Genomic DNA, 24,133 nt, shown 5'->3' with positions numbered 1-24,133 from the left:
GTCCCACCCCGCGATTCGACGACGCACCACCGCCCTTCTGACGCGCCCTCGCGCCTCCAGCGGCCGAGCCGGCCTGTCACCCCAGTGGCCACCGGCCTCAGCAGATCGGCATCCCGACCCGGCCTTCCCGGGGCGTCCGGCGAGGCTCCGGGTCTCGCGCAGCAGCACGGCGCAGACGCCCCTCCGGCTCGCGCCCACGCGCCCGCGTTTCGCGCAACCGCGTCACAGCGGAGCGGCGCCCCTGTCTCTCAGGCATGGCTCCCCTCCGCAGCACCCTCGTCGCGTTCGACGCCCGCGTGGCCGGCGCGCTCTTCACCCGTTCGGGGCCGTCGAGCCGTCGGCACGACGTGCTCGCGATCGCCACCGCGGCCCTGGTCAACGAGCGCTACCTCGATCGCCGCTTCACGATCGCCGGCCTCAGCCGCGAGCTGCGTGTCTCCGCCCTCGTGCTGCGCCTGCGCTTCCGCCGCTTCTACGCGCTGCCCCTCGAGGAGCATCTCGCATCGCGCCGACTCGAGCTCGCGAGCATCCTCATGGCGAGGACGCCGCACCGCCCCGGCGCGCTCGAGGACATCGCCCGCCACGCCGGCTACCGCAGCGCCGCCGACCTCGATCGCGACTTCGTCCGCTACCGCCGCACCCCGGCTCTCGCCGCCTGGTTCCGGATGGGCGTCAGCCGCACGACTCCGGTCGACGAGTTCTCGTGACGTGGGCGGCGATGGCCGCCGGTCGCTACAGCCCGCGACCTCTGCCGGGCGCGAAGGTCATCAGGCACCCGCCCGGCAGCGGAACGAACGAGTACCCGCTCTCGGGCTCGTCGCTCTCGTACGGGTCGAGCTCGGCGTACTCCTCCGGGGTCGGGTAGCCGTAGAGCTCGCGCCGCGTCGGCAGCGGTGGCACGGCCGGCGGAGTGGTGCTCGGCAGCCGGGTGCGGACGGCCGCGCGCAGCGGCTCCCCGACGGGCACCTCGGCGCCGCAGGTCGCGCAGACGCGCCCGCCCTGGTTGACGCCCTCGCAGACGCGGCACCGCCAGACGCTCACGGTCGGCGCCTGTCGGTGAGCCTGCCGAGGAGCTTGCCGACGAGCCTCCCGGCCGAGGCCGCCGCCGCGGGCGCCTCCGCCCGCGCTCGACCGACGAGCGTGCCCCGCAGTCCGCTCGAGGGCGCAGGAGCGGTCTCGCCGGGCGGCCGCACGCCCATCAGCGTCGCGTGCACCGCGGCGATCGTCGGGCGAGCTGTGGGGTCGGCGAGCAGCATCCGGTCGACGAGATCCGCGAGCACCGGCAGGAGGCGGTCCCGCGGGATCCTGAGCACCTCGCCCGAGCGGACGGCCACCGCGGGCTCGTGGAAGGTCGCCGCGTCGAAGGGCGGGACCGCGCCGTTGAGGAACTCGGTGTAGATGAGGCCGAGCGCGAAGACATCAGAGGCGACCCCGAGCTCCTCCGGTGTCACCCCGGCCTCCTGGATGTAGCCGAGCAGCTCGGGGGAGTAGTAGTTGATGGTCCCCACGATCTGCTCGGGCGCGGGCGGGCGACCGGCGATGTAGGAGCTGTCGAAGTCGATCAGCTTGCTGGTGAATCCGAGCTCGGTCCGCTTGACGAGGATGTTGCTCGGCTTCAGGTCGCCGTGCACGATGCGCAGGTCGTGCAGGATCTTGAGGCTGTGCGCGACCGACTTCATCAGCACGAGCTGCCGGCGCAGATCGAGCGCGGCGACTCCGCCGGGTCCGAGATCCACGGCCTCGACCTTCTCGGTCACCTTGTAGTACTTCGCCCCGTCCCGGAAGAAGTCGAGCGTCACGATCAGGTTCCCGCCGTAGGCCGAGAGCGGCGCGAGGGCCGTCTGCATGCCGCGGTGCTGCGCCTCGAACACGGCGCAGCGCTCGCGCTTGCGCGCCTTGGTCTTCTCGCTGCCGGGCGCGGCGTCATCGGGGTAGGTCGGACTGAGGAACTCCTTGATGAAGTACTCGCGACCGGCACGCTCGGCGAAGGTCCACTTGCTCAGGCCGGCGCCGACCACGCTGAAGTCGCGCAGGATGCGGTAGCCGTTGACGACGTCGCCGGCCTTCACAGGGCGGCCTCCTTCTCATCGGGCTCGTCCACGGGGGCGACGGGCTCGTCCACGGAAGCGACCGGCTCGTCCTCGCGCTCGGGCAGCGCCTCCTCCTGGTCGACCTCGGGCTCGGCCGCGGGAGCACGCAGGTGCTGCTCGTACCCCTCCTGATACGCGCCCCACAGCGTGGCGGTCACCTCGATCTGCCGACGCCGCAGGGTCTCGAGCTCCTGCTCGGCCCGGCGGACCTCCGCCGAGACGTCGTCGAACGGAGCGATCCGCTCCTCCTGCAGCTCGGCGAGGCGCGGTGCGAGCAGCGCCTTCACCGCCGAGAGATCGGCGCCGACCCCCATCGCCGACAGGGCCGCGTCGTCACCGGTCACCGCGATGATCCGCTCCTGGAGCGCGGAGGACCACGCCTCGCTCGAGCGCGCGTCGGCGAGCGTGGCGAGGAGGAGGTGCTCGAAGTGCATGGGCGTCGGCAGGTAGCCGAAGCACCCGTCCGTCGCCGTCATCAGGACGAACGGCGCGTCCAGCTCCACCCGGCGGTAGTTCACGTGGAACTCGGTGTCGGCCGACATCGCATTGCTGACGGGGGAGTCCTGGTGCAGGTTCGACATGGCGTCACCGGGCTCGCGCAGGTCGTCGGTGCTCAGCTGGTGGAGGCCGGTCGCGTCGAGGGCGTACGCCCGCGAGTCGCCGGCCCAGAAGACGTGGCACGCCCACCGAGAGCCGCCGCGCCGCGCGCGCTGCAGCGCGATCAGCGCCATCGTCGTCGGCAGCGCGCGCAGCAGGCGCGAGCGGAGGCGGCTGGCCGGCGCCTTCAGCCCGGCGAGGTGCTCCTGAAGCGCGGTCTGCACCGAGCGGCGCAGGTCCTCCGCGGCGGCCTCGCCCTTGAGGTTCCAGTTCGGCTCGAGCAGATCGAGCATGCGCCCCTCGACGACGTCGCGCGCGATCCGGGAGGCGAGATAGGCGCCGGAGCGAGGGCCGTCCGGTGTCTCGTAGACGGTTCCGCCCGCGCCTCCCATCCCGTCGAACACGGCGACGAGACCGAGGTCGGGACCGTCGCGGAGGAGGGGGTCGGCGTCCTCGCCGTGATCCGGGATCTTGCCCAGATTGAAGCCGAACGAGAACGTCGGGCCGCCCCCCGCATCGGCGACGCGGGGGAGGGCGTCGCTCATACCGAGTTGCCGATGGAGTCGATGATGGTGCCGTAGTCGACCTCGGACAGGCCGCCGCCGGCCTGCGAGGGGTTGTGCACGACGTTCGCCCACACGGCCGAGATGTCGCTCCAGCCGGGTCCGTCGGGGGCGAAGAGGATGAGCCGCTTCGAGCTGGAGCCCATCAGGCCCTGCTCGTCCTCCCACTGGTCGGTCAGCGCGCTGAAGTCGGCGGGCACCCGCGAGGCGAGGTCGGCGGGCACGAGCGAGGCGTCGAGCGGGTGGGCGGGCTGGTCCGTCCACACCACGATGACCTGGCGTCGGCGGTCGCCGATGCTCGTCCACGGCGACGAGATCGCGAGGGCGACGGCCTCGAGCCCGGACTCGGGGGCGTCGCCTCCGCCCTGCGCGATGAGGCCGTTGACGAACTCGGAGAACCCGCCGCGCTCGTCCGGCAGGGCGTAGAACGGCGACTCCTCGAGGGCGGCGTCGCCGTCGGCCGCGAAGTCGCGGAAGGCGATCACGCGGACCCTCAGCTGGGCGACGTTCTTGCCCTTCTCGGTCAGGTTGGTCTGCACGTCGTCGTAGAAGCCGAGCGCGTTGGCCTTCACCGCGTCGAGGATCGGAGTCATGCTGCCGGTCACGTCGATGCAGAAGACGATGTCGACGGCGTAGCTGAGCCCGCGCGGAGCCGAGAGGCTCGACTGCGGGACGTCCACGGGCCGGCCGGTCTCGACCGGCGGGGGCGTGGGGGTCCCGAACGTGGCGGGCGAGGGTGCGGGTGCGGGGGTGGCGGGCACCGGGGCGGCCGGGACGGGGGCGGGCACGGGGGCTTCTGAGCCGTCGGTGGTCGAGCTGTCAGTCATGGAGACTCCTCTTGCGTCGATGGCGGCGGCCGAGGACACCCCGACCGCGGACCTCTCCGTAGGCGTCCCCCGGCAGCACTCGACACGGCGTTGACAAAGCGCGAACGACCAGAAATCCACCTCAGCGCGCCAGCGCCGCCAGCTCGGCCCGGTTGCGGGCTCCCGCCTTGCGCAGCAGGTTCGAGACATGGAACTTCGCGTCGGCGAGCACTCAGCTCGACCCCCTCGAAGCCGTCGGGCTGAGCGGGCAGGTCGAGGTGCGGATCGACAGCGGCGCTGTACAGACGTCCGTCGAGATGATCTTGGGAGCGCCGTCGACGTAAAGTTCGGTGCGAGGGAAATTGGGATCGTTCGCACTAGTTGACGGCTATTCTGGATTCTATGCAGGAAAAAGGGCGCCCAGTTTACATACTCGGAGCGGGATTCTCTAGAGCTATCAGCTCAGAAATGCCAGTGACAGATCAATTGGGGCGTGAGATCGAGCGGCGGCTCGAAGGCGAGGTTGCCTTCGATCTGCGAGACGATCAAACGTTCGAAGAATGGCTCACTCTACAGTTGACGCCTCTTCCTTTCCTGCCTTCTTATGTCAATGCGCATCGTGCTGCTAGTGCGACGCGTGTGATCAGCGAGATAGCGAGCGTCCTGGACGCTCGAAGCGATGCAGCAGCCGCCGCGGAAATCCCTGCTTGGCTGAATGCGCTGGTGCAGCTCTGGAGCGCGGAGGGCGCGCTGGTGATCACCTTCAACTACGATCTACTGGTCGAGCGCGCGGCCACTCATGCACAGATGACGTCTCGTGCTGGACACGTAATCCACTACGGCGAAGAGTTAGTGTTTCCGGCCCCGCCCGTCACGACTGCGCAATATGCTGGCGACACGGGCCTTGATCACACATCTGGTTCCTTCCAACTCCTCAAGATGCATGGGTCGCTAAATTGGTTCGGATCCGGCTCGACTTCGGGATCCGCTGATCTACTACGCTCACGCGATAAGCGCGGATTTGCCGGGAGGACGGCGATGATCGCCGACGTCGACTATTCGGGATTGCGCCAGCTTGACCGCTATCTGATTCCGCCTATGACATCGAAGGATGGCTATTACAGTTCATCATTGATGACTAGTATTTGGCGAGAAGCTGGAGTTGCTATCGCCGAAGCGAGTGAGCTCTTTATTCTGGGATACTCGTTACCTAGAGAAGATCGCGTTGTTGGGGAGCTGGTTGCTGGATTGTCCTCCGATGTCACTGTTCAGGTAGTGGATTTGGATCCCGGCTCGGTCGAAAGAAGTAGCGGGATAATTGGGCGACTAAATCTTTTGCAAGTACCAGCTGCGCCGCTCGCAGCTGGCGCAAACGCGATTAGTAATTTTGCGGAGACGAGATATCGCGACCTGTCGACCAGATTTATTGAGGCACTGAAGTCGGTTCCAGGAGAATCGGATAAGTTTCCGGTCTTCGTGTATCGAAACGAGTCCGGGGTTAGCGGTCGCTCGTCTGAGAAGTATGGATTGACCATGGATGAAGAAGGCGACCTCCGCGCTGATAACAAAATGCCACCAGTGTATGCGCGATCTGGTGAGACGTCCGCGCTCTCCGTTGGACGGATGCGAGAGATGAGCCTTAATTGCTCGAATTTGAGCTTGCGCTTCGGCGACGAGAGCAATGCAATGCTGGTCGTCGGTCTGGAGATAACAGGTGGAGAGGCGATAATAATCTGCGCGCCCTCACCAGAGGCTTTGTAGTTGCGGGGCGGGCGGCGAAGTGGATGCGCAGTCCGGGCGCTAAATCAGTAGAGCACGTTCGCATCTCCCTCTAGATCCCGTCCTCTCGCTGCAAGCGACGGCCACCTCAGCCGCATCCGTCTTGAGGAGGCCCCTCAGCGCGCCAGCGCCGCCAGCTCGGCCCGGTTGCGGGCTCCCGCCTTGCGCAGCAGGTTCGAGACGTGGAACTTCGCCGTGTTCTCGCTGATCCCGAGGTCGTCGGCGATGCGGTGGTTGGAGGCGCCCAGGGTGATCAGGTGCAGCACCTCGCGTTCGCGCGCGCTCAGCTCGACCACGTCGAGGCCGTCGGGCTGAGCGGGAGGGTCGAGGGGGAGGCGGATCGACAGCGTCGAGCCCCAGCCGGCCGTCGAGGTGAGCTCGAGCTCGCCGTCGAGGCCGCTCACCCGCTCGGCGATCGGGCGCAGCGCCTCGTCGCGGGCGGTGAGCTCACCGCGTCCGTCGTCGCGGATCTCGATCAGCAGGTTGAGACCGTCGCAGTCCCACTGGATGCGCACGCGGCGGGTCTCCTCCGACTCGACCGAGGCGAGCACGGCGCTGCGCACGATCGCCCGGGCGGCGTGGGCCACCTCGCCGGGCAGTGCCCGCCCGGTCGCGGGCGGCTCGACGAACTGCACGTCGAGGTCGCCGAAGCGCACCAGCGGGCGCAGGTCGCTGCGGAGTCGCGCGAAGGCTCCCACGACGGGCTCGAGCATCGCGCTGCGCTGCTCGTCGGTCGCGGTGCGCAGCTCGACCAGGGCGTTCGTCGCGATCTCCACCGCCTCCGCGCGGGCGGTCCGGTCGTCGAGCCGCGGCGCGCGCAGGGCCGCGAGCACCGACTCGAGAGCGACGGCGTGGCGGTCGGCCTGCTCGGCGACGAGGCGGGCGTGCTCGAGCAGCACCGAGCGGGAGGCGGGGGTCGACGTCATGGTCCGAACCTACCCGCCCCTCCTACCCGCGGGCCGCAGAACCACCCGTTCGGGTAGGCACTCCTGCTCGGTCAGGGGGCGGCCTCGCCGGCGAGGGAGGCGCACGCTGAGGAGATGCCCGACACCGCGACCCCCGCCGATCCGACCGCTGACCCCACCACCGATCCGGCCCGCGCGCTCGCCGCGATCGTCGCCGAGATCACCGCGGCCGCCGGTGCGCTCGAGGGCCTCGAGCAGGTCGCGGCGCTGCTGGGCGACGCCGAGCGCGTCTTCGTCCACGGTGCGGGCCGCTCCGGACTCGCCCTGCAGATGACCGCGATGCGGCTGATGCACCTGGGGCTGCGCGTGCACGTCGTCGGCGACGCGACGACTCCGGCGATCGCCCCGGGCGACGTGCTGCTGACCGCGAGCGGATCGGGGACCACCGGCGGCATCGTCCGCGCGGCGCAGTCGGCGGTCGACGCCGGTGCGCGCGTGGCCGCGCTGACCACCGCCGGCGACTCGCCTCTCGCGGGGCTCGCCTCCGCCGTGATCGTCGTGCCCGCCGCCGACAAGCTCGACCGCTCGGGAGCCGCCTCGGCGCAGTACTCCGGCGGGCTCTTCGAGCAGGTCGTGGTGCTCACGGGCGACGCGCTGTTCCACGCGCTGTGGAAGCGCGGCGGTGCCAGTGCCGACGAGCTCTGGCCGCGCCACTCCAACCTCGAATGACTCCCACCCCCACTACAGGAAGCAGAACCCTATGAAGCTCCAGTTCGCCATGGACACCCTCAGCACCGACGCCGCCCTCGAGCTCGCCGCCGCGGCCGCCCCGCACGTCGACATCCTCGAGCTCGGCACCCCGCTCATCAAGAGCGAGGGCCTCTCGGCCATCACCGCGATCAAGAAGGCGCACCCCGACAAGATCGTCTTCGCCGACCTCAAGACCATGGACGCCGGCGAGCTCGAGGCCGACATGGCCTTCAAGGCCGGAGCCGACCTCGTCACCGTCCTCGGCGTCGCGGGCGACAGCACCATCACCGGAGCCGTCACCGCGGCGAAGAAGCACGGCAAGGGCGTCGTCGTCGACCTCATCGGGGTCCCCGACAAGGCGGCCCGTGCCCAGCAGGTCGTCGCCCTCGGCGCCGAGTTCGTCGAGATGCACGCCGGTCTCGACGAGCAGGCCGAGGACGGCTACACGCTCGACTCGCTGCTCAGCGACGGCGAGTCCTCCGGAGTGCCGTTCTCGGTGGCCGGCGGAGTGAGCACCGCGACCATCGAGGCAGTCCAGCGCTCGGGCGCGCAGGTCGCCGTCGCCGGCGGCGCCATCTACGGAGCCCCCGACGTGGGCGAGGCCGCCAAGGCCCTGCGCGCCGCGATCTCCTGACCCGCGACTCCCCGGAGTGACCTCCGGCTCGTGCTGCACCTCCGGCTCGTGCTGCACCTCCGGCTCGTCAAAGCACGTTCGGCTCGTCGAATCCCTCGGATTCCGCGAGCCGAACGTGTTTCTGCGAGCCGGAGGGGGCCACGGAACGCCCGCCCCGTCAACCCTCTGGAGGGCCGGCGCCGTCCGGCGTTCCCTGGAAGCTCCCCCACCGAAAGAGGCTCCACCCGATGACCACCCCGCACATCGCACCGATCGAGACCTACTCCGACGAGCACGGCTGGCACAACCGCGTCGCCGAGGCCAATGTCCCGCTGACCCACCACGGCGACTCCCGCGAGGAGGCCGAGGAGCTCGGCGCCGAGATGGCGTGGCAGCGCGGAGGCGGCCACATCGTCTCCGACTGAGCGCTCGTAGCGCTCCCGCCGCCGCCCGGTCAACCGTCTGCCCGCCGAGCGGGGCCGCTGCCTATCGTTGCCGGTCGCGCGAATCCTGCGCGAGGACGAGAGGACGCCCATGGACCCCGCGACGACGACGACCCCCGCGGCGAGCGGCGAGCAGCCCTCGCTCAAGCGCCGCATCACCGGGCCGCTCCTCTACTTCTTCATCCTCGGCGACGTGCTCGGCGCGGGGATCTACGCCCTCATGGGCACGCTCTCGGCCGAGGTGGGCGGCGCCGTCTGGATGCCGCTGCTCCTCTCGCTCGGCCTCGCGCTGCTGACGGCCGGTTCCTACGCCGAGCTGGTCACCAAGTACCCGAAGGCGGGAGGCGCGGCCGTCTTCGCGCAGCGAGCCTTCCGCCGTCCGCTGGTCTCGTTCCTCGTGGGCTTCGCGATGCTCGCGGCGGGAGTCACCAGCGCCGCCGGCCTCTCGCTCGCCTTCGCCGGCGACTACCTCGGCACCTTCCTCGACGTGCCGCCGGTGCCGACCGCGATCGTCTTCCTCGTGCTCGTGGCGCTGCTCAACGCCCGCGGGGTGGCGGAGTCGCTGCTCAGCAACACGGTGATGACGATCATCGAGGTCGGCGGCCTCCTGATCGTGATCGCCTGCGTCGCGCTGCTCGTGGCGGGCGGCGGCGGCGACCTCGGCCGGACGGTCGAGCTCAGCTCCGAGCAGGCCCCGGCGCTCGCCGTCCTCGGCGCGGCGATCATCGCGTACTACTCGTTCGTCGGCTTCGAGACCTCGGCCAACGTCGCCGAGGAGGTGCGCGACCCGAGCCGCGTCTACCCGCGCGCGCTGTTCGGCGCGCTGCTGACCGCCGGCGGCGTCTACCTCCTGGTCGGTCTCGCGAGCTCGATCGCTCTGCCGTCCGACGAGCTGGCCGACTCCTCCGCGCCGCTGCTCGACGTCGTGACCGCGTCCGGAGTCGGCGTACCCGCGTGGCTGTTCAGCCTGATCGCGCTGGTCGCCGTCGCGAACGGCGCCCTGCTCACGATGATCATGGCCAGCCGGGTCACCTACGGCATGGCGAAGGAGGGGCTCCTGCCCGCCGTGCTCGGCCGCGTGCTGCCGAAGCGCCGGACGCCGTGGGTCGCGATCGCCGTGACGACGCTCGCCGCGGCGCTGCTGACGCTGGTCGGCGACCTGGCGACGCTCGCCGAGACCGTGGTGCTGCTCCTCCTGCTCGTCTTCATCAGCACGAACGTCGCGGTGCTGGTGCTGCGCCGCGACCGCGTCGAGCACGACCACTTCCGCGTCTGGACGGCGATCCCGGTGCTCGGAGTCGCGTCATGCGTGCTCCTGCTCACGCAGCAGGACCCCGAGGTGTGGCTGTACGCGGCGATCCTGCTCGCGGTCGGCGTCGTGGTGCACCTCGTGACCCGGCGGGCCTCGCGCGCCTCCTGACCGCAGGTCCGCCCAGGCCGTGCACAGAGCCCCGTGGCACGATGGCGGGAGCCGATGACGGCGAGCCGGACGAGGGAGCAGTACCCGGCCACACGACAAGACTGACTCGCTGGAGTGGATCGTCATGTCCTGGATCGTTCTCGTCGTGTCCGGAGTCCTCGAGGCCGTCTGGGCCACCGCCCTCGGCAAGTCGGAGGGCTTCACCCGCCTCGGCCCCTCGATCGTCTTCGGCGTCGCGGTGGTCGCGAGCATGGCGGGACTCGCCTTCTCGATGCGCGAGCTGCCCACCGGCACCGCCTACGCGGTCTGGGTCGGGATCGGCGCCTCCCTCACCGTGCTCTACGGCATGTTCTTCGGCGGCGACGGCTTCTCGGTGGTGCGGACGCTGCTCGTGCTCGGCATCGTCGCCTGCGTGATCGGGCTGAAGATCCTGCACTGACCGCGCGAGCGGCATTGCGAGAGAACGCTCGTTCCCCTAGGCTCGGATCATCCGGAGAGAACGCTCGTTCTACGACGCGCGTCCTCCGTCCCGAAGGAGGAACCATGCCCACTCGTTCTGCACGCACCGCCTGGAACGGCTCGCTCGAGACCGGCGAGGGCCAGGTCGAGCTCTCGAGCTCGAAGCTCGGCACCTACGACGTCTCGTTCCCCAAGCGCGCCGCTGACGACGCCAACGGGGCCACCAGCCCCGAGGAGCTCCTCGGCGCCGCCCACTCCGCCTGCTACGCCATGCAGTTCTCGGCCGTCCTCGGCCAGGCCGGCGGCACCGTCGAGGCGCTCGACGTGCGCGCCGACGTCTCGCTCGGCCCGGACTCGGCCGGAGGCTTCAAGCTGACCGGCATCAAGCTCGTCGTCAGCGGCGAGGTCAGCGGCATCGACGAGGCGGCCTTCCTGAAGGCGGCCGAAGAGGCCAAGGCCACCTGCCCCGTCAGCAAGGCGCTGACCGGAGTCGAGATCACCCTCGACGCGACTTTCGAGAGCTGACCCTGCGGTTCTCGGACATACAGAGGCACCCCGTCGCGCACTGCGGCGGGGTGCCTCTGTGTTCGGGGTCAGTCCTGCGCGCGGTAGCGGAACCCGGCGCCCAGGTGCTCCTCCGGGAGCCTGTCGCCGCGGCCGTGCAGCTTGTGGCGGAGGCTGCCCTCGACGTACTCCTCGGGGTACGCGCCGCGGCGGCGCAGCTCGGGGACGATGTACTCGACCACGTCCTCGAAGGTGCCCGGAGTGATCGCGTAGGCGAGGTTGAAGCCGTCGACGTCGGTGTCCTCGACCCACTCCTGCAGGTGGTCGGCCACCTCCGACGGTGAGCCGACGATGAACGGCCCGAGCCCGCCGATGGCGCCGAGCTTGGCGATGTCGCGCACCTTCCACTCCGAGCCGTCCTCGTTCGCCTCCTGGAAGTTCGCGACCGTCGACTGGATCGCGTTGCTCTTCACGTTGCCGATCGGCTCGTCGAGGTCGTACTGCGACAGGTCGATGCCCATCCAGCCCGACATGAAGACCAGGGCGCCCTCCTCGCTCGCGTACGAGAGGTAGTCGCGGTGCTTGGCGTGCGCCTTCTCGCTGGTCTCGTCGGTGATGATCGTGAGCAGCGTGTAGATCTTCGCCGAGTACCGGTCTCGGCCCGCGGCCTCCAGGGCGTCGCGGATGCGCGAGACGGTGGCCGCGAGGCCCGCCTTCGTCGAGGAGGCGACGAAGATCGCCTCGGCGTTGCCCGCCGCGAAGCGGATGCCGCGGGGCGACGCGCCGGCCTGGTAGATCACGGGTGTGCGCTGCACCGACGGCTCAGAGAGGTGGATGCCGGGCACCGTGAAGTTCTTGCCGCTGTGGCCGATCTCGTGCACCTTCGCCGGGTCGGTGAAGACGCCGGAGTCGCGGTCGCGGATCACGGCGTCGTCCTCCCACGACCCCTCCCACAGCTTGTAGAGCACCTCGAGGTACTCGTCGGCGACGTCGTAGCGGTCATCGTGCTCGAGCTGGTCCTCGTGGCCCATGTTGCGGGCGGCGCTCGGCAGGTAGCCGGTGACCACGTTCCAGCCGACGCGCCCCTTCGTCAGGTGGTCGAGCGTCGACATCCGGCGGGCGAAGGGGTACGGGTGCTCGTAGGCGGTGCCGGCGGTGATGCCGAAGCCGAGGTTCTCGGTCGCGGCGGCCATCGCCGAGACGAGGAGGATCGGGTCGTTGACGGGGACCTGCGCGCCGTGGCGGATCGCGGCCTCGTTGGAGCCTCCGTAGACGTCGTAGGTGCCCAGCACGTCGGCGATGAAGACGCCGTCGAAGGTGCCTCGTTCGAGCAGCTTCGCGAGGTCGGTCCAGTACGAGAGGTCCTTGTAGCGCCAGGACTGGTCCTGGGGGTGGCGCCACATGCCGGAGGACTGATGGGCGACGCAGTTCATGTCGAAGGCGTTGAAGCGGATCTGGCGGGTCATGCGTCGATGGTGGCGAGTGCACCTGCGAGCCGGCGATGACGCGCGACTCGCGGCGTCACAAAGCGACGGCCGTCGTGCTGACCGCACAACCCGAATCACGACGTGCGATAATTCGGGTTGAGCCCATAACCCGAATTGACGATGCCGCTGATTCGGGTTCTCGAAAGGAGCCGCATGACCTTCGAGTGGACGGCGCACGAGTACGAGACGCGCCCGTGGAGGCAGGTGTCCCGTGCCGGCTCCCGGGCCGACCGAATGCTCAGCGAGGTCGTCGTCTCGCTGCCTCCCCTGATCGCGGCGTCCTCATGGGTGGCGCCCCCGTCCTCCCGGCCGGCCCTCGACGCCGCCGCGCGGGCGATCATCACTCTGGATGCCGGATCCGGAAGCCGGCTCGGAGCACTCGGCCGGCTCCTCATCCGGACCGAGGCCGTCTCCTCCTCGAAGATCGAGGACGAGAACGCGAGCCTCGACGACTACGCCCGCGCCACGGTCGGCATCAGGGCGAATGCGAGTGCCACGTCGATGGTCGCGGCAGCCGAGGCGCTGACCGGCATGGTCGACGCAGCCGGCAGCACGGGCCTGATCGACGAGGTCTCGATCTTCGCTGCCCATCGAGTCCTGATGGCCGACGACCCGGTGGACGACCGGTATGCCGGGGCCTACCGGTCGATGCAGAACTGGATCGGGGGAAGCGACCACTCGCCACGCGATGCAGTGCACGTCCCGCCCCCAGCAGAGATCGTCCCGGCGCTCATGGCCGATCTGATCGCATTCTCGAACCGGAGCGACCTCGACCCGATAGTGCAGGCGGCGATCGCGCACGCGCAGTTCGAGTCCATCCATCCCTTCACCGATGGCAACGGCAGGATCGGTCGAGCGCTGATCAATGCGATCCTCCGGCGCCGGGGTCTGACGACGACGACGGTGGTGCCGGTGGCGTCGGCGCTGGTCGCCGATCGCGAACGCTACTTCTCTCTCGTGAACGGCTATCGGGAGGGGGCGCTCGCGCCGTTCGTCGACGAGCTCGCCCGCGCCTGCGTCGTGGCGGCGCCGGAGGCCATGCGGACGGCCGCCTCGCTCGAGGAGCTCCCGGCCGCCTGGGCGGCTGCGGTCCGGCCCCGTGCGGGCAGTGCCGCGGACCTCCTGCTCCGGGGCCTCCTCGACCATCCGATCCTCACGACCGCCCGGGCGCTCGAGATCACCGGACGCGTGCCCTCGAGCGTCGGTGCGGCTCTGCGCCAGCTGGTCGATGCGCAGGTGCTCGCTCCTCTGACCGAGCGGAGGAGGGACCAGGTCTGGGTCGCCGCCGACATTCTGGACGAGCTGGCCGATCTGGAGGACCGCATCGGCACCGCGATGCTCGCGGCATCGGACGCCTGACCGAGACCGACGCCGGCACCTCCGGCTCGTCGGATCACCTTCGGCTCGTCGAAGTCGTCCGATCCTGCGAGCCGAACGCGATTCTGCGAGCCGGAGGTCGGCCGGGCGCGCGCTACGCCAGCGCGCGCGCCAGGAAGCGCACGTGCTCGGCCGACTGGAACGCCTCGCCGTTCTCGTGCCCGTTGAAGGGGTAGACGCGGATCTCGCGCGGCCCGGAGTAGCGGTTGTAGGACGCGTACACCGTCGACGGCGGGCAGATGTCGTCGAGCAGTCCGACCGAGAACATCGCCGGCACCTCGGCGTACGGGGCGAACGAGGTCCCGTCGAAGTAGGCGAGGGTGTCGAACACGAACGACTCGGAGCCGCGGTGGGTGCGCAGGTAGCGCCCGACCTCGCCGTAGGGCATCGTGTCGATGATCCGCACCGCGTGGCTCATGTGGCTGAGGAACGGCACATCGATGATCGCCGCCCGCGCCGACGACGACTCGCCCAGCAGCCCGAGGATGCCGGCGACGGCGAGGCAGATCCCGCCGCCCTGGCTGCCGCCCGAGATCGCGACGCGCGAGGGATCGACGGCCGGGTGCGCGCGGAGCACGTCTAGCGCGCGGACCGCGTCGGTGAAGACGCGGCGGTAGTAGTAGTCGTCGGGCGACTCGATGCCCTGCGTCATGAACCCGGTGGCCCGCGGACCGCTGCCGACCGGGTCGGGCGTGACTCCGGTGCGGTGGCCGGAGCCCTGACCGCGGGTGTCCATCACGAGGTGCGCGTAGCCCGCGGCGCTCAGGGCCGTCCACTCGTCGAGGAGGCCGCGCCCGCCGCCGTAGCCGATGTAGGTGACCACGGCGGGGAGGGGGCCCTCGATGCCGCGCGGCAGGATCAGCCAGCCGCGGATCGGGTGGCCGCCGAACCCGGAGTAGGTCACGTCGTAGGTGTCGAGCAGTGCGTAGCCCGCGTCGACCGCTTCGAAGCGCGGCTCGGTCGCGCTCGCGCGCGCCTCGGCGACCGTCGACCGCCAGAACTCGGCGAAGCCCTCGGGCGCGGGCAGGTCCGGGACGTACTGCTCGAGGAGCTCGAGGGGGAGGTCGAACTGCGGCATCAGGTCTCCTTCTGGCGGGGCGGCGACGGTGCGCGCCCTCTGTCGACGTCGAACGCTCGAAACTACCGCAGAAAGCGCTATCCCGGATCGCCGCAGCGGGCGAGCCTGGACGCGCCGTGGGAAAAGGCGGGGAGCCGGAATGCCTCGCCGGCACACGCGTTGGCCTCGGTATGACGACGTACGGAATCATCGGAGCAGGACACATCGGCAGCCAGATCGCGCGCGCGGTCATCGGCCTCGGGGACGAGGTCGTGATCGCCAACTCGCGCGGTCCCGAGACGCTCGCCGACCTCATCGCGGAGCTCGGCCCGAAGGCGCGCGCGGCGACGGCGCAGGAGGCGGCGGAGGCCGCCGAGATCGCGGTCGTGACGGTGCCGCTGAAGGCGCTCGACGCGATCCCGGTCGAGCCGCTCGCCGGCAAGATCGTGCTCGACACGAACAACTACTACTTCGAGCGGGACGGGCGGATCGAGGCGCTCGACAAGGGCGAGACCACCGTCAACGAGATGCTGCAGGAGCGGCTCCCCGAGTCGAAGGTGGTGAAGGCCTTCAACCACATCACGGCGGCCGACATCACGACCACCGGGACGCCGGCGGGCACCCCCGACCGCCGCGCGCTGGCGACCTCCAGCGACTACCCCGAGGCGATCCACTTCGTGACCGACCTCTACGACCGCCTCGGCTTCGACACCGTCGCGATCACTCCGCTGAACGAGTCGTGGCGCGTCGAGCGCGACCGCCCGGCCTACGGGGTGCGCCAGAACCACGACGAGCTCGTCGCGAACCTCGCGAAGGCTCCGCGCACGGTCTGACGAACGACGACGAGGGGGCGGTGCCGGGAGGCGCCGCCCCCTCTCTCGTGCCGGGCTCGGGGCATCGCTGTCGGAGGCGGCTGCGATAGTGGAGGGAGACCACCGAACACCGCGAGCCCGCCGGCTCCGAGAGGAGAGGTCTGCTCCATGGCTTCAGAATCCCGCTCCACCGCGTCACGACGCGCACCATCACGCCCGGCCCTGTCCCGACGCAGTGTCGTCGTGGGGCTGTCGGTCCTGCCGCTGCTGAGCGGCTGCACCTTCGACGCGCCCGAGCCTGCGGCGTCGTCGGACGCGCCGCGCACCCGCACCGCCGCGCCGGGCGGGCCCGTGGCGCTCGCCGCCGATTCCGTCGCCGCGAGCGCACTGCTCTTCACCGAGGCGCCGCTCGTCGTGGTCGTCGAGGACGTGCCCGCGTCGGTGCTCCTCGCCGCGCAGCTCGGGATCGCGTGGGGCGTGCCGCTGCTCGTCGAGACCGCGGGCCCGACCCTCGCCGATGAGCTCGCGCGGCTCGGAACGCGCCGCATCGTCGCGGTCGGGGCCGTCGCCGACCCGGGCGAGGGCGTCGAGGTCGTGCGCTCGGCCGCCGATCCCGCGGCCCTCGAGGAGGCGACCGGCATCGTCGTCGCCGATCTCGACCTCGACGCCCTCGCCTCCTTCTCGCCGGGAACGCCCGGCGAGCCGCCGTTCGGCGAGCTGCCCGGCCGGGCCGACGCGCTCGTGGGAGTGGCGGCTCTCGCGCAGCCCGTCGACTCGGATGTCGCCGCTCTCGCCACTGCGCGGGCCGCGGGCGTGCCCGTGACGCTCGTCGAGGCCGCCGACCTGCTCGCCTCGGGAGCCGCGGTGACCGCGATCGCCGGCGCGCGCGCCTCCTGCACCCTGCTGCTCGGCCCGGGGCTCGCGACGCAGCCCGCGCCCGAGTGGTCGGTGCGCGCCGCCGCGACCGGCTGGCAGCTGCCGGGCGGCGGTCAGCGCCTCTTCGGCGGCCACCTGTTCGTCGCGATCTACGGCACCCCGGGCGCTCCGGTGCTCGGGGTCCTCGGTGAGCAGGGACTCGCCGCGACGATCGAGCGCGCCGCCGCCGTCGCCGAGCCGTACCGGTCGCTCACCGAGCTGCAGGTGGTGCCGAGCCTCGAGATCATCACCACGGTGGCGGCGGGCAGCGCGGGCGACGACGGCGACTACTCCAACGAGCTCTCCGCGGACGGGATCCGCCCCTACATCGACGCCGCGGCCGAGGCCGGGATGTACGTGGTGCTCGATCTGCAGCCGGGTCGCTCCGACTTCCTGACCCAGGCGAAGGCCTACGAGGAGCTGCTGCGACTGCCGAACGTCGGGCTCGCGCTCGATCCCGAGTGGCGACTGCTGCCCGACCAGGTTCCGCTCGCGCAGATCGGCCGGGTCGAGGCCGCCGAGGTCGACAGCGTGTCGGAGTGGCTCGCCGACCTCGTGCAGGCCGAGGGGCTGCCGCCGAAGATGTTCGTGCTGCACCAGTTCCGCTCGTCGATGCTGCAGGACCGCGCGAGCATCCGCCGCGACCGGCCGGAGCTCGAGTTCCTGATCCACGTCGACGGGCAGGGCGGGCAGCCCGACAAGCAGGCGACGTGGGAGGCGCTGCACGAGGGGGCTCCGGAGGGCATCGCCTGGGGATGGAAGAACTTCTACGACGAGGACCTGCCGATGCTGACCCCGGCCGAGACGATGGCCGAGGTCGCACCGCTGCCGGATCTGATCACCTACCAGTAGCGGTCGTCAGCCCCGGACGACCAGGGCGTCGAGGAGGAGGGTCTTCCCTCTCGCCGCGGGGTTGCGGTCGGCGGTGCCCCGGAGTGAGACGGTGTGCACTCCGGCGGGCAGCACGCCGCTGCTCCACACCGTCTGGGCGTACCGGGTGCTGCTGCTGTACCGGTCGATCCGGGCGACCCGGACGCCGTCGAGGTACACCTCGTTGATGCCGCCGGACGGCGAGAGCCGGCTGATCCACTCCACCGAGGTGCCGGTGAACGTCAGCGTCGCGGAGGCGGTGGCGTTCGAGCTGTAGGTCGAACCGCCTCCGTCGTCGGACTTGGCCGCCACGGAGGTCCAGGTGCCGGAGAGCGTGACGGCGGGGGAGCCGTCCTGGTACCGACCGGCTCCGACAGCGGCGGGCGTCGGCGAGGTGCTGGGCCGCGGGGTCGCGGTGGGGGTCGGGGTCCTGGTGGGAGTCGGGGTCGCGGTGGGAGTCGGGGTCCGGGTCGGCGTCGGCGTCGCGGTGGGTCGCGGGGTCGCGGTCGGGGTCGTCACCGGACCCGAGTTGTCGATGGTGATGCTGTAGGTCCGGCTGACTCCGGTGTTGCGGGCGGGGTCCTTCGCCTTCGCGGTCACCTGGTAGGCGCCGTCGGCGTACGCCGACGAGTCGAAGGCGTACGTGTAGGTGTCGTCCGGCCCAGGGACGCCGCGTCCCAGCACCGAGGATCCCAGGTAGAAGTTCATGCTGTAGATGCCCGAGGCGTCCGCGGCCGTCGCGACGAAGGTGATGGTTCCCGAGACCCTCGCGTTCGCGGTCGGGGTGAGCAGGACGACCTTCGGCTTGACGGTGTCCGGCACGGTGGGCGTCGGGGTGACGGTCGGGGTGGCGGAGGCCGTCGGGGTGCGTGTCGGAGTGGCGGTGGGAGTCGCGGTCGGCGTGCGCGTGGGCGTCGGTGTCGCGGTGGGCGTCGGCGTCGGTGTCCCGGGCGAGCTCAGCGCCGCGATCGCGCTCCCCGCGAGCAGGAACGCGCCGACGCAGAACGGCGGCGAATCGGCGATCAGCGTGCCGGCCGACGACGCCGTCGGCGCCGTCCGGGGCGCCGCGGCGGTGTAGCTCTTGGCGGGCTGGAAGCCGACCGCCTGGCATCCGGTCACGAAACCGCTCGGCTGGAGCGACACGGAGGCGAGCCCGTCCCACGCTCGGCTGACCGAGGGCAGGTAGGTCGCGCGGTCGAGAGTGCCCGACGAGATCCCGGAGGCGAGTGCGTACGCGATCAGGGCGGTGGCGCTCGTCTCGGGCGCGGGGAAGAGGCTGCTGTTCAGGAGGCTCGAGCGCCAGAATCCGTCGGAGCCCTGCAGCTCGACCAGTCGGGCGGCCATCGTCCGCAGCATGTCCCGGTAAGGGACGGCGCGCGCGTCTCCGGCCGGCAGCGCGGTGACGACATCGGCCATCGCCGCGATCGCCCAGCCGTTGCCGCGCCCCCAGAAGATCTTGTTCCCGCCGGCGTCCGTCGTCCCGACGTAGCGGCAGTCGCGGTACCACAGCCCCTCGGCGGCGTCGAAGAGACCGGACTGGGGCTTCGCCGCTCCCGCGCACCGGTCGCTCAGGGCACCCTCGTCGCGGGACCACTCGTACAGGGCGTCCATCTTTGCGAGGTAGGCGGTGTCGCCGGTGCGCTCCGACCACGAGGCCCAGTTGGGAAGCCCCATGAAGAGCGCGTCCGACCAGTCGTACTGGTCGAGCGGGAGGGTCGCCAGTCCCTGCGCCATCCGGGCGTCCATCGATGTCAGGGAGGCTCGCGGGTCGGACTCGTTCAGCGAGTGGTAGACCTGCCCGGCCTTGAGGTCGTCGGGGTCGAGGCCTGACGTCGAGACCTTCCACGAGGTCAGGCCTCCCCATGTCATCCCGTCGGCGAGGTAGGCGGGGTCGCCCGATTCGGCGAAGAGCGCGTTCTCGCCCTGGGCGAAGGTCGCCCAGGACCAGCCGTTGAGCGACGGCTGCGGTGCGAGCGGGATCATCGGCCGGTAGTAGTCGGCCGCCAGGGACGTCTTCGACAGGATCGCCGAGGACGACGGCAGCGCCGAGGGTGCCGCGGAGTCGGTCGCGGAGACGGTGCCCGCCGTCAGGAGGGGGACGAGGACGAGGGCGAGAGCCGCTCGGACAGCTGACATGGTCGCTCCAGACGTCGCGCGCACAGAAGGGGAGGATCGGTGAAGGATTCGCCCGGACACAGGAGCTGCATGTGTGTGGATCCCCGGTTCAGCGCGCGATGGTCAGCGGCAGCGAGGCCGACACTAGACCTCGGCCGCTCGCGCCCGCGTCCCAGTTCCGGTGATATTCGCGAACTCGTCCGGCGCCGTCCGTGCGGTGCGCCGAGGCTCAGTAGTGGTAGCGCGCCTGGAGGATCGTGACCCGCTCGGCGTCGGCGACGGAGACCAGCCGGCGCCGAGTCACGGCTCCAGGAGGTCCCGCTCGACATCAGGATCGCGGAGCCGCGCCCGTCAGCGGGCGTCCGCGCCCTCGCGCAGGCCCTCCTCGCGGGCCTGGGCGACCAGCTGCGCGATGCGGCGGCGCGAGCGCGAGCGGCCGGCGAGCAGGGCGGCCAGGATCAGCGCGACTCCGAGCAGCACGAGCAGCTGGGGGAGCGGCACCGCGAGCACGGTGGCGGAGGCGGTCACCGGCGCGATCGACGCGGGGTCGACTCCGTCGGGCGTCACCACGGTCGGCGAGACGGTCACGTCGGTGCCGATCGCGAACAGCGGCCAGACGCCGTCGAGGGCGACCGAGATCGTGCGGCGGTCGCCGGGCAGCAGCTCCTGGGCCGCGGCGTCCTCGGCCACCAGGGGAGTGTCGGCGCCCTGCGCGGTGACCGCCCCGTCGAGCAGCAGGCGCACGTTGCCGGTGTTGACGATCTCGGCGTCGACCGAGAGCGATCCCGGCGCGAAGGGGTTCCACGAGAGGCGGTAGTCGGTGTCGATGCTCTCGACGGCGAGGGAGGGGGCGACGTCGCCGGTCACGCGGGTCATCACGCGGAAGCCGATGCGGCTCTCGACCCCGACCGACGAGCCGCCGGCATCGGCGCCGACCGAGACGAGGGAGGCGGCGAGACCGGCCGCGTGGTCGCCGGGCTCGGCGTTGTCGGGGACGGTCACCGTGAACGGGACGACGGCGACCGCTCCCGGCTCGACGGTCACGGTCTCGGGGGCCTGGATCCAGGTGCCGGCGTCGACCGACTCCTGGTCCGAGGGGAGCATGTTGAAGCGGCCCTTGTCGGTGAAGTAGCCGTCGGCGGCGTCGATCCGGAAGGTGACGGTCTGGTCGCTGAGGTTGGTGACGGCGGCCTCCTCCGAGGCCACGGCGCCGGGATCGAGGTCGAGCTCGATCCAGGAGCGGTTGTCGGGAGCGCCGTCGGTGGCGGGGCTCACCGCCCACGAGATCCGGTCGGCTGCGGCGGCCGGGGGAGCGGCACTGAGCGCCAGCACGCCGACGAGGAGCGCGAGCAGGGCGCTGACGGGACGGACGGGGGATCGACGCTGATCGGTCATGGCACCCTCAGGATCTCACGGAGGACGCACGATGCGGCCGGGCGGAGGGCTCGGCCGCATCGTGCGCGGAGGGGGGCGTTCCCGCCCGGGGGGTCACTCGAAGAGCGACAGGGTGAGCGTCGAGCTGTACTGGCCGGCGTCGACGGTGGGCTCGGTGCGGAGGAACAGCTCGGCGTCCGCGGTCCAGGAGCCCTCCTGGGCGATCGCCGCGGAGTCGTTGGTGATCGCGAGGAGCTCCTGGTCGACGAGGCCGACGTTGTCCGGCCCGGGGTCGACGGCGGTGTCGACGACATCGCCCTCGGCGACGAGGCCGCTGTCGCCGCCGTCGATCAGGTTCGGGGCCCAGCCGAAGTTCTCGGCGCCGATGACGCCGCCGTCGGTGGAGGTGAAGTCGCTGGCGGTGCCGAGCACGTACCAGCCGGCGCCGGCGGGGATGTCGGCGGGGTCGCGGGTGTCGGTGACCGTCACCGTGGGCAGGGTGCCGGTGAACTGGCGGATGACGCTGGTGGAGCCCTCCTCGGTCAGGGCGGTGGAGGTGCCGGCGACCGACATCGAGAGGGAGCCGGGGGTGGTCAGCGGCGCGATGTCGACATTGACGTCGACGTCATCGTTGCCGACCTCGATCTCGGCGGCCATGGCGGTCCCGGCGACGCCGAGCAGGAGGAGTCCTCCGGCGAGGCCTGCGGCTCCGCGGGTCATGAGGGAGCGAGTGTTCATTGCGGGTGTTCTCCGTTCTCCGGCCGGCTGCGTCGCCGGCTCGATGGTGGGGTGTTCCGGGTCGGGGCCGTCGTCAGCCGCAGCTGGCAGCGGAGTAGGGGGCGGTGGCCGAGGCCGTGGCCGGCTTCCCCGCGACGAACGCGGTCGCCGTCGCGGTCGCCTGGCCGGCGGGGATGCTCGCCTCACGCGTGGTGAAGGAGTGCGTGGCCGACTTGCCCGCGGCGACCTCGGCGATCGTCTTCGAGCCGTACGTCGATCCGATGACCACCTTCACGGGGAAGGCGTTCGGGTTCGTGACGAGGACCGAGAGGACGACCTTGCCCGAGATGCAGCGGGTGCTCGCCGAGGCGGTCACCGCGATCGCGGGGGCGGCCACCGGGACCTTCTGCGGGGCGACGCTCTCGAGGGTCGGGATGACCTTCTGCATCAGACCGGTCGTCTCGTCGAGGGAGTAGCGGAGGATCAGATCGTCGGCCGGCGCCGCCGCCGCAGACTGCGCCGTGAGCAGCGGGACAGCGAGCGCGAGTGTCGTCGCGAGGACGAGCGGTCGCAGGAAGGGCTTCATCGCACTTGCTCCTAGTTCGGCACCATTGCTGAAGTGAGGGGGTCCGACACGAGTCGGCAATGTTCACGGTAACACGATGTTGACGTCAACGCGACGGGTGATCCGAGACCTTCTTCAGGCCACGGGCAGGCTGCTCACGCCTCAGGAGGCGAGCTGCTGGACGCGCTGCTTCGACAGTCCGAGGACGACGCCGGCTTCGGCCTGGCTCATGTGCGTCTGGCTGAGGAGGCCTCGAACCGCCTCTCGACGCAGCAGCGCCGCGCGGGATTCGGCCTCCTCCGCCTGCGTACGGAGCGACTCGGCCTCGCGCCAGGCGGCGGCCACCTCGGCGGGCAGCTCGTAGGCGAGGTGGATGGTCAGGTCGTCCTCATCGACATCGAGGAGTGCGGAAACGACTCCCGTCGCCGTCGCGGGAACGTCGCGGAGGGATCGCGCCTGGGTCACTGCGTCGAGCGCGTCGACGCGAATCATCCACCAGCGCCCTTCCCGGGTCACCACTGCCTCGAAGGTCCGCTCTGTCGTGCTGAGTCGCTCCGTGCTCGTCACGATGTCCTCCTCCTTCGATGCTCCGCGGTGGTAATCGCCACCTCGCGGGGCTCCCCGGCTGTGCCTTGATGACCTGTCTCACGACTCCTGGTGACACGGTGCCGTGGCGCGGGATCGCGATCACCTGCGTGCCGTCCGGAGAGCCCCAGACGTTGTGCGGGCCCTTCTCGCGCAGCGGGCGCCATCCGGACGCCTCGAGGAACCGCTCGACCTCGCGCTGCTTCACTTCTTTGACCACGGTAGTGGACAATGCCCCCTTGTCAACTAAGACAAGGGGGCATTGTCGCCCTCTGCGACGCAGATGGCGCGGGGCGTCGTCAGGTCTTGTTGCGGGCCATCACCGCGCGCTGCAGGAGCACGAAGACGAGCAGGATGCCGCCGGTGATGATGGTCGTCGCCTCGGGCGGGATGCCGCCGTCGCGGGTGATCAGGACGTTCATCAGACCCAGCACCAGCGCGCCGATGACCGAGCCGAGGACGAAGCCGACGCCGCCGGTGAGCAGCGTGCCTCCGATGACGGTCGCCGCGATCGCGTCGAGCTCCCAGCCGTTGCCCGTGATGTTCTGGGCGCTGCCGAGCCGGGCGGTGTAGACGACGCCGGCCAGGCCCGCCAGGGTGCCGCTGATCACGTAGATGAGCAGCTTGGTCCGCAGCACCGGGAGGCCCATCAGGGCCGCCGACTGCTCGGATCCGCCCATCGCGTAGACCGTACGGCCGAGGCGCGTGCGGTGCAGCACGAAGAACGCTGCAGCGACGACCAGCAGCGCGATGATCACGCCGGGGCTGATCACGAAGTCGTTGACCTTCGGGCCGTCGATCAGCTTGATCGGAGTGGCGAGGCTCAGCACGGGCGAGTCCTCGGGGAGGCGCTCCGGCACGGTGCTCAGCATCGAGGCGAGACCCCGGGCGAGGAACATCATCGCCAGCGTGGCGATGAACGGCTGCACGTTGAAGTACTGGATCAGCACGCCCGACACGAGGCCGAAGCCCGAGCCGATCAGCACCATCAGCACCATCACGAGCCAGGGGTTCCAGCCCGCGTTGATGAGCAGCACGCCGCTCACGCTGCTGAAGGCGATGATCGCGCCGACCGAGAGGTCGATGCCTCCGGTCAGGATCACGAAGGTGAGCCCGACGGCCAGGATGATCAGGTGCGCGTTGTTGATCAGCAGGTTCGACACGGTGCTCGCCTGCAGGATGCGGCCGTAGGCGGCCTCTCCGTAGACGATCATCGCGAGGAAGATGATCAGCGCCGCGAGGGTCGGCAGCTTGTCGAGGTGCTGGGTCAGCCACGACCGCGCCGAGGAGCGCGCGGGGCTCGTCGGAGGGGCGGATCGGGTCATCACGG

General features: G+C 70.7%; 24 protein-coding genes, 1 pseudogene and 1 riboswitch. Of the genes and pseudogenes, 11 read left to right on the top strand and 14 right to left on the bottom strand.

What is annotated here, in order from left to right; genetic code table 11:
- Positions 1-254 precede the first annotated feature (254 nt).
- A complete protein-coding gene (locus GRS96_RS01030; protein WP_159855336.1) occupies positions 255-707 on the top strand; it encodes a hypothetical protein in 453 nt (150 codons plus the stop codon).
- Positions 708-732: 25 nt separating this feature from the next.
- On the opposite strand, the gene GRS96_RS01025 is transcribed toward GRS96_RS01030, so the two are convergent.
- From GRS96_RS01025 to GRS96_RS01010, 4 genes are read right to left on the bottom strand one after another with little or no spacing between them, the layout of a single operon-like run.
- Positions 733-1,041, bottom strand: a complete 309-nt coding sequence (locus GRS96_RS01025) for a hypothetical protein (RefSeq protein WP_159855338.1) — start codon at positions 1,039-1,041, stop codon at positions 733-735.
- Complete coding sequence (locus GRS96_RS01020; RefSeq protein ID WP_159987476.1) at positions 1,038-2,069, bottom strand: protein kinase domain-containing protein; 1,032 nt, start codon at positions 2,067-2,069, stop codon at positions 1,038-1,040. The genes GRS96_RS01025 and GRS96_RS01020 overlap by 4 nt, the downstream gene beginning before the upstream one ends.
- A complete protein-coding gene (locus tag GRS96_RS01015) occupies positions 2,066-3,232 on the bottom strand; it encodes a PP2C family protein-serine/threonine phosphatase (protein WP_159987475.1) in 1,167 nt (388 codons plus the stop codon). Before GRS96_RS01015 ends, GRS96_RS01020 begins: the two co-directional genes overlap by 4 nt.
- A complete protein-coding gene (locus GRS96_RS01010; RefSeq protein WP_204162179.1) occupies positions 3,229-4,077 on the bottom strand; it encodes a vWA domain-containing protein in 849 nt (282 codons plus the stop codon). The genes GRS96_RS01015 and GRS96_RS01010 overlap by 4 nt, the downstream gene beginning before the upstream one ends.
- 447 nt (positions 4,078-4,524) lie before the next feature.
- Here GRS96_RS01010 and GRS96_RS01005 point away from each other — a divergent pair, with 447 nt between their 5' ends.
- On the top strand, positions 4,525-5,817 hold the full coding sequence (locus GRS96_RS01005; RefSeq protein WP_159987474.1) for an SIR2 family protein: 1,293 nt from the start codon (positions 4,525-4,527) through the stop codon (positions 5,815-5,817).
- A gap of 134 nt (positions 5,818-5,951) precedes the next feature.
- Here GRS96_RS01005 and GRS96_RS01000 read toward each other — a convergent pair whose 3' ends face one another.
- Entirely contained in the window at positions 5,952-6,761 is an 810-nt protein-coding gene (locus GRS96_RS01000) for a LuxR C-terminal-related transcriptional regulator (RefSeq protein ID WP_159987473.1), read from the bottom strand.
- Positions 6,762-6,875: 114 nt separating this feature from the next.
- Here GRS96_RS01000 and hxlB point away from each other — a divergent pair, with 114 nt between their 5' ends.
- The 6 genes from hxlB (at position 6,876) to GRS96_RS00970 (ending at position 10,950) form a co-directional block, all read left to right on the top strand.
- Positions 6,876-7,469, top strand: coding sequence for a 6-phospho-3-hexuloisomerase (gene hxlB / locus GRS96_RS00995; protein WP_159987472.1), 594 nt, complete (start codon positions 6,876-6,878; stop codon positions 7,467-7,469).
- 31 nt (positions 7,470-7,500) lie between these two features.
- Positions 7,501-8,124 (top strand): 3-hexulose-6-phosphate synthase, encoded by a 624-nt coding sequence (hxlA, locus tag GRS96_RS00990; protein ID WP_159855346.1) that lies wholly within the window; start codon positions 7,501-7,503, stop codon positions 8,122-8,124.
- Between the two features lie 227 nt (positions 8,125-8,351).
- A complete protein-coding gene (locus GRS96_RS00985) occupies positions 8,352-8,528 on the top strand; it encodes a hypothetical protein (RefSeq protein WP_159987471.1) in 177 nt (58 codons plus the stop codon).
- 109 nt (positions 8,529-8,637) lie between these two features.
- On the top strand, positions 8,638-9,966 hold the full coding sequence (locus tag GRS96_RS00980; RefSeq protein WP_159987470.1) for an APC family permease: 1,329 nt from the start codon (positions 8,638-8,640) through the stop codon (positions 9,964-9,966).
- Between the two features lie 45 nt (positions 9,967-10,011).
- A riboswitch (guanidine-III (ykkC-III) riboswitch) is annotated at positions 10,012-10,077 on the top strand.
- Between the two features lie 13 nt (positions 10,078-10,090).
- Positions 10,091-10,405, top strand: a complete 315-nt coding sequence (locus GRS96_RS00975) for a DMT family transporter (RefSeq protein WP_159987469.1) — start codon at positions 10,091-10,093, stop codon at positions 10,403-10,405.
- A gap of 104 nt (positions 10,406-10,509) precedes the next feature.
- Complete coding sequence (locus tag GRS96_RS00970; protein WP_159855367.1) at positions 10,510-10,950, top strand: OsmC family peroxiredoxin; 441 nt, start codon at positions 10,510-10,512, stop codon at positions 10,948-10,950.
- Between the two features lie 68 nt (positions 10,951-11,018).
- On the opposite strand, the gene GRS96_RS00965 is transcribed toward GRS96_RS00970, so the two are convergent.
- The gene (locus GRS96_RS00965) at positions 11,019-12,395 is read right to left on the bottom strand and encodes an LLM class flavin-dependent oxidoreductase (RefSeq protein ID WP_159987468.1); all 1,377 of its coding nucleotides are present in this window, start codon (positions 12,393-12,395) and stop codon (positions 11,019-11,021) included.
- A 174-nt stretch (positions 12,396-12,569) separates the two neighbouring features.
- On the opposite strand from GRS96_RS00965, the gene GRS96_RS00960 reads away from it, so the two are divergent.
- Positions 12,570-13,775 (top strand): Fic family protein, encoded by a 1,206-nt coding sequence (locus GRS96_RS00960; protein WP_159855371.1) that lies wholly within the window; start codon positions 12,570-12,572, stop codon positions 13,773-13,775.
- Between the two features lie 112 nt (positions 13,776-13,887).
- Here the strand turns inward: GRS96_RS00960 and GRS96_RS00955 are convergent, their stop codons facing one another.
- Complete coding sequence (locus GRS96_RS00955) at positions 13,888-14,871, bottom strand: acetylxylan esterase (protein ID WP_159987467.1); 984 nt, start codon at positions 14,869-14,871, stop codon at positions 13,888-13,890.
- 170 nt (positions 14,872-15,041) lie between these two features.
- Here GRS96_RS00955 and GRS96_RS00950 point away from each other — a divergent pair, with 170 nt between their 5' ends.
- Both GRS96_RS00950 and GRS96_RS00945 read left to right on the top strand, forming a co-directional pair.
- Positions 15,042-15,683, top strand: coding sequence for an NADPH-dependent F420 reductase (locus GRS96_RS00950; RefSeq protein WP_159987466.1), 642 nt, complete (start codon positions 15,042-15,044; stop codon positions 15,681-15,683).
- Positions 15,684-15,905: 222 nt separating this feature from the next.
- Complete coding sequence (locus GRS96_RS00945) at positions 15,906-17,429, top strand: hypothetical protein (RefSeq protein WP_236553534.1); 1,524 nt, start codon at positions 15,906-15,908, stop codon at positions 17,427-17,429.
- A 6-nt stretch (positions 17,430-17,435) separates the two neighbouring features.
- Here the strand turns inward: GRS96_RS00945 and GRS96_RS20775 are convergent, their stop codons facing one another.
- From GRS96_RS20775 to GRS96_RS00910, 7 genes and pseudogenes are all read right to left on the bottom strand, one after another.
- Positions 17,436-19,583: a glycoside hydrolase family 88 protein gene (locus GRS96_RS20775; RefSeq protein WP_159855382.1), complete on the bottom strand. Its 2,148-nt coding sequence runs from the start codon at positions 19,581-19,583 to the stop codon at positions 17,436-17,438.
- 330 nt (positions 19,584-19,913) lie between these two features.
- Positions 19,914-20,957, bottom strand: a complete 1,044-nt coding sequence (locus GRS96_RS00935; protein ID WP_159855384.1) for a WxL protein peptidoglycan domain-containing protein — start codon at positions 20,955-20,957, stop codon at positions 19,914-19,916.
- A 93-nt stretch (positions 20,958-21,050) separates the two neighbouring features.
- Positions 21,051-21,674: a hypothetical protein gene (locus GRS96_RS00930; protein ID WP_159987464.1), complete on the bottom strand. Its 624-nt coding sequence runs from the start codon at positions 21,672-21,674 to the stop codon at positions 21,051-21,053.
- 73 nt (positions 21,675-21,747) lie between these two features.
- Complete coding sequence (locus GRS96_RS00925; RefSeq protein ID WP_159987463.1) at positions 21,748-22,239, bottom strand: hypothetical protein; 492 nt, start codon at positions 22,237-22,239, stop codon at positions 21,748-21,750.
- A gap of 141 nt (positions 22,240-22,380) precedes the next feature.
- A complete protein-coding gene (locus GRS96_RS00920) occupies positions 22,381-22,785 on the bottom strand; it encodes an antitoxin HicB (protein ID WP_236553707.1) in 405 nt (134 codons plus the stop codon).
- A gap of 76 nt (positions 22,786-22,861) precedes the next feature.
- Positions 22,862-23,011: pseudogene (locus GRS96_RS20535) on the bottom strand (type II toxin-antitoxin system HicA family toxin); the annotation flags it as partial.
- Between the two features lie 91 nt (positions 23,012-23,102).
- A complete protein-coding gene (locus GRS96_RS00910; RefSeq protein WP_235021892.1) occupies positions 23,103-24,128 on the bottom strand; it encodes an ABC transporter permease subunit in 1,026 nt (341 codons plus the stop codon).
- Positions 24,129-24,133: the final 5 nt, after the last annotated feature.

The sequence above is a fragment of the Rathayibacter sp. VKM Ac-2803 genome, from assembly GCF_009807175.1.
Taxonomy (GTDB): domain Bacteria; phylum Actinomycetota; class Actinomycetes; order Actinomycetales; family Microbacteriaceae; genus Rathayibacter.
Note: the sequence above shows the minus strand (reverse complement) of the source record. Positions and strands in the feature narration are given on the sequence as shown.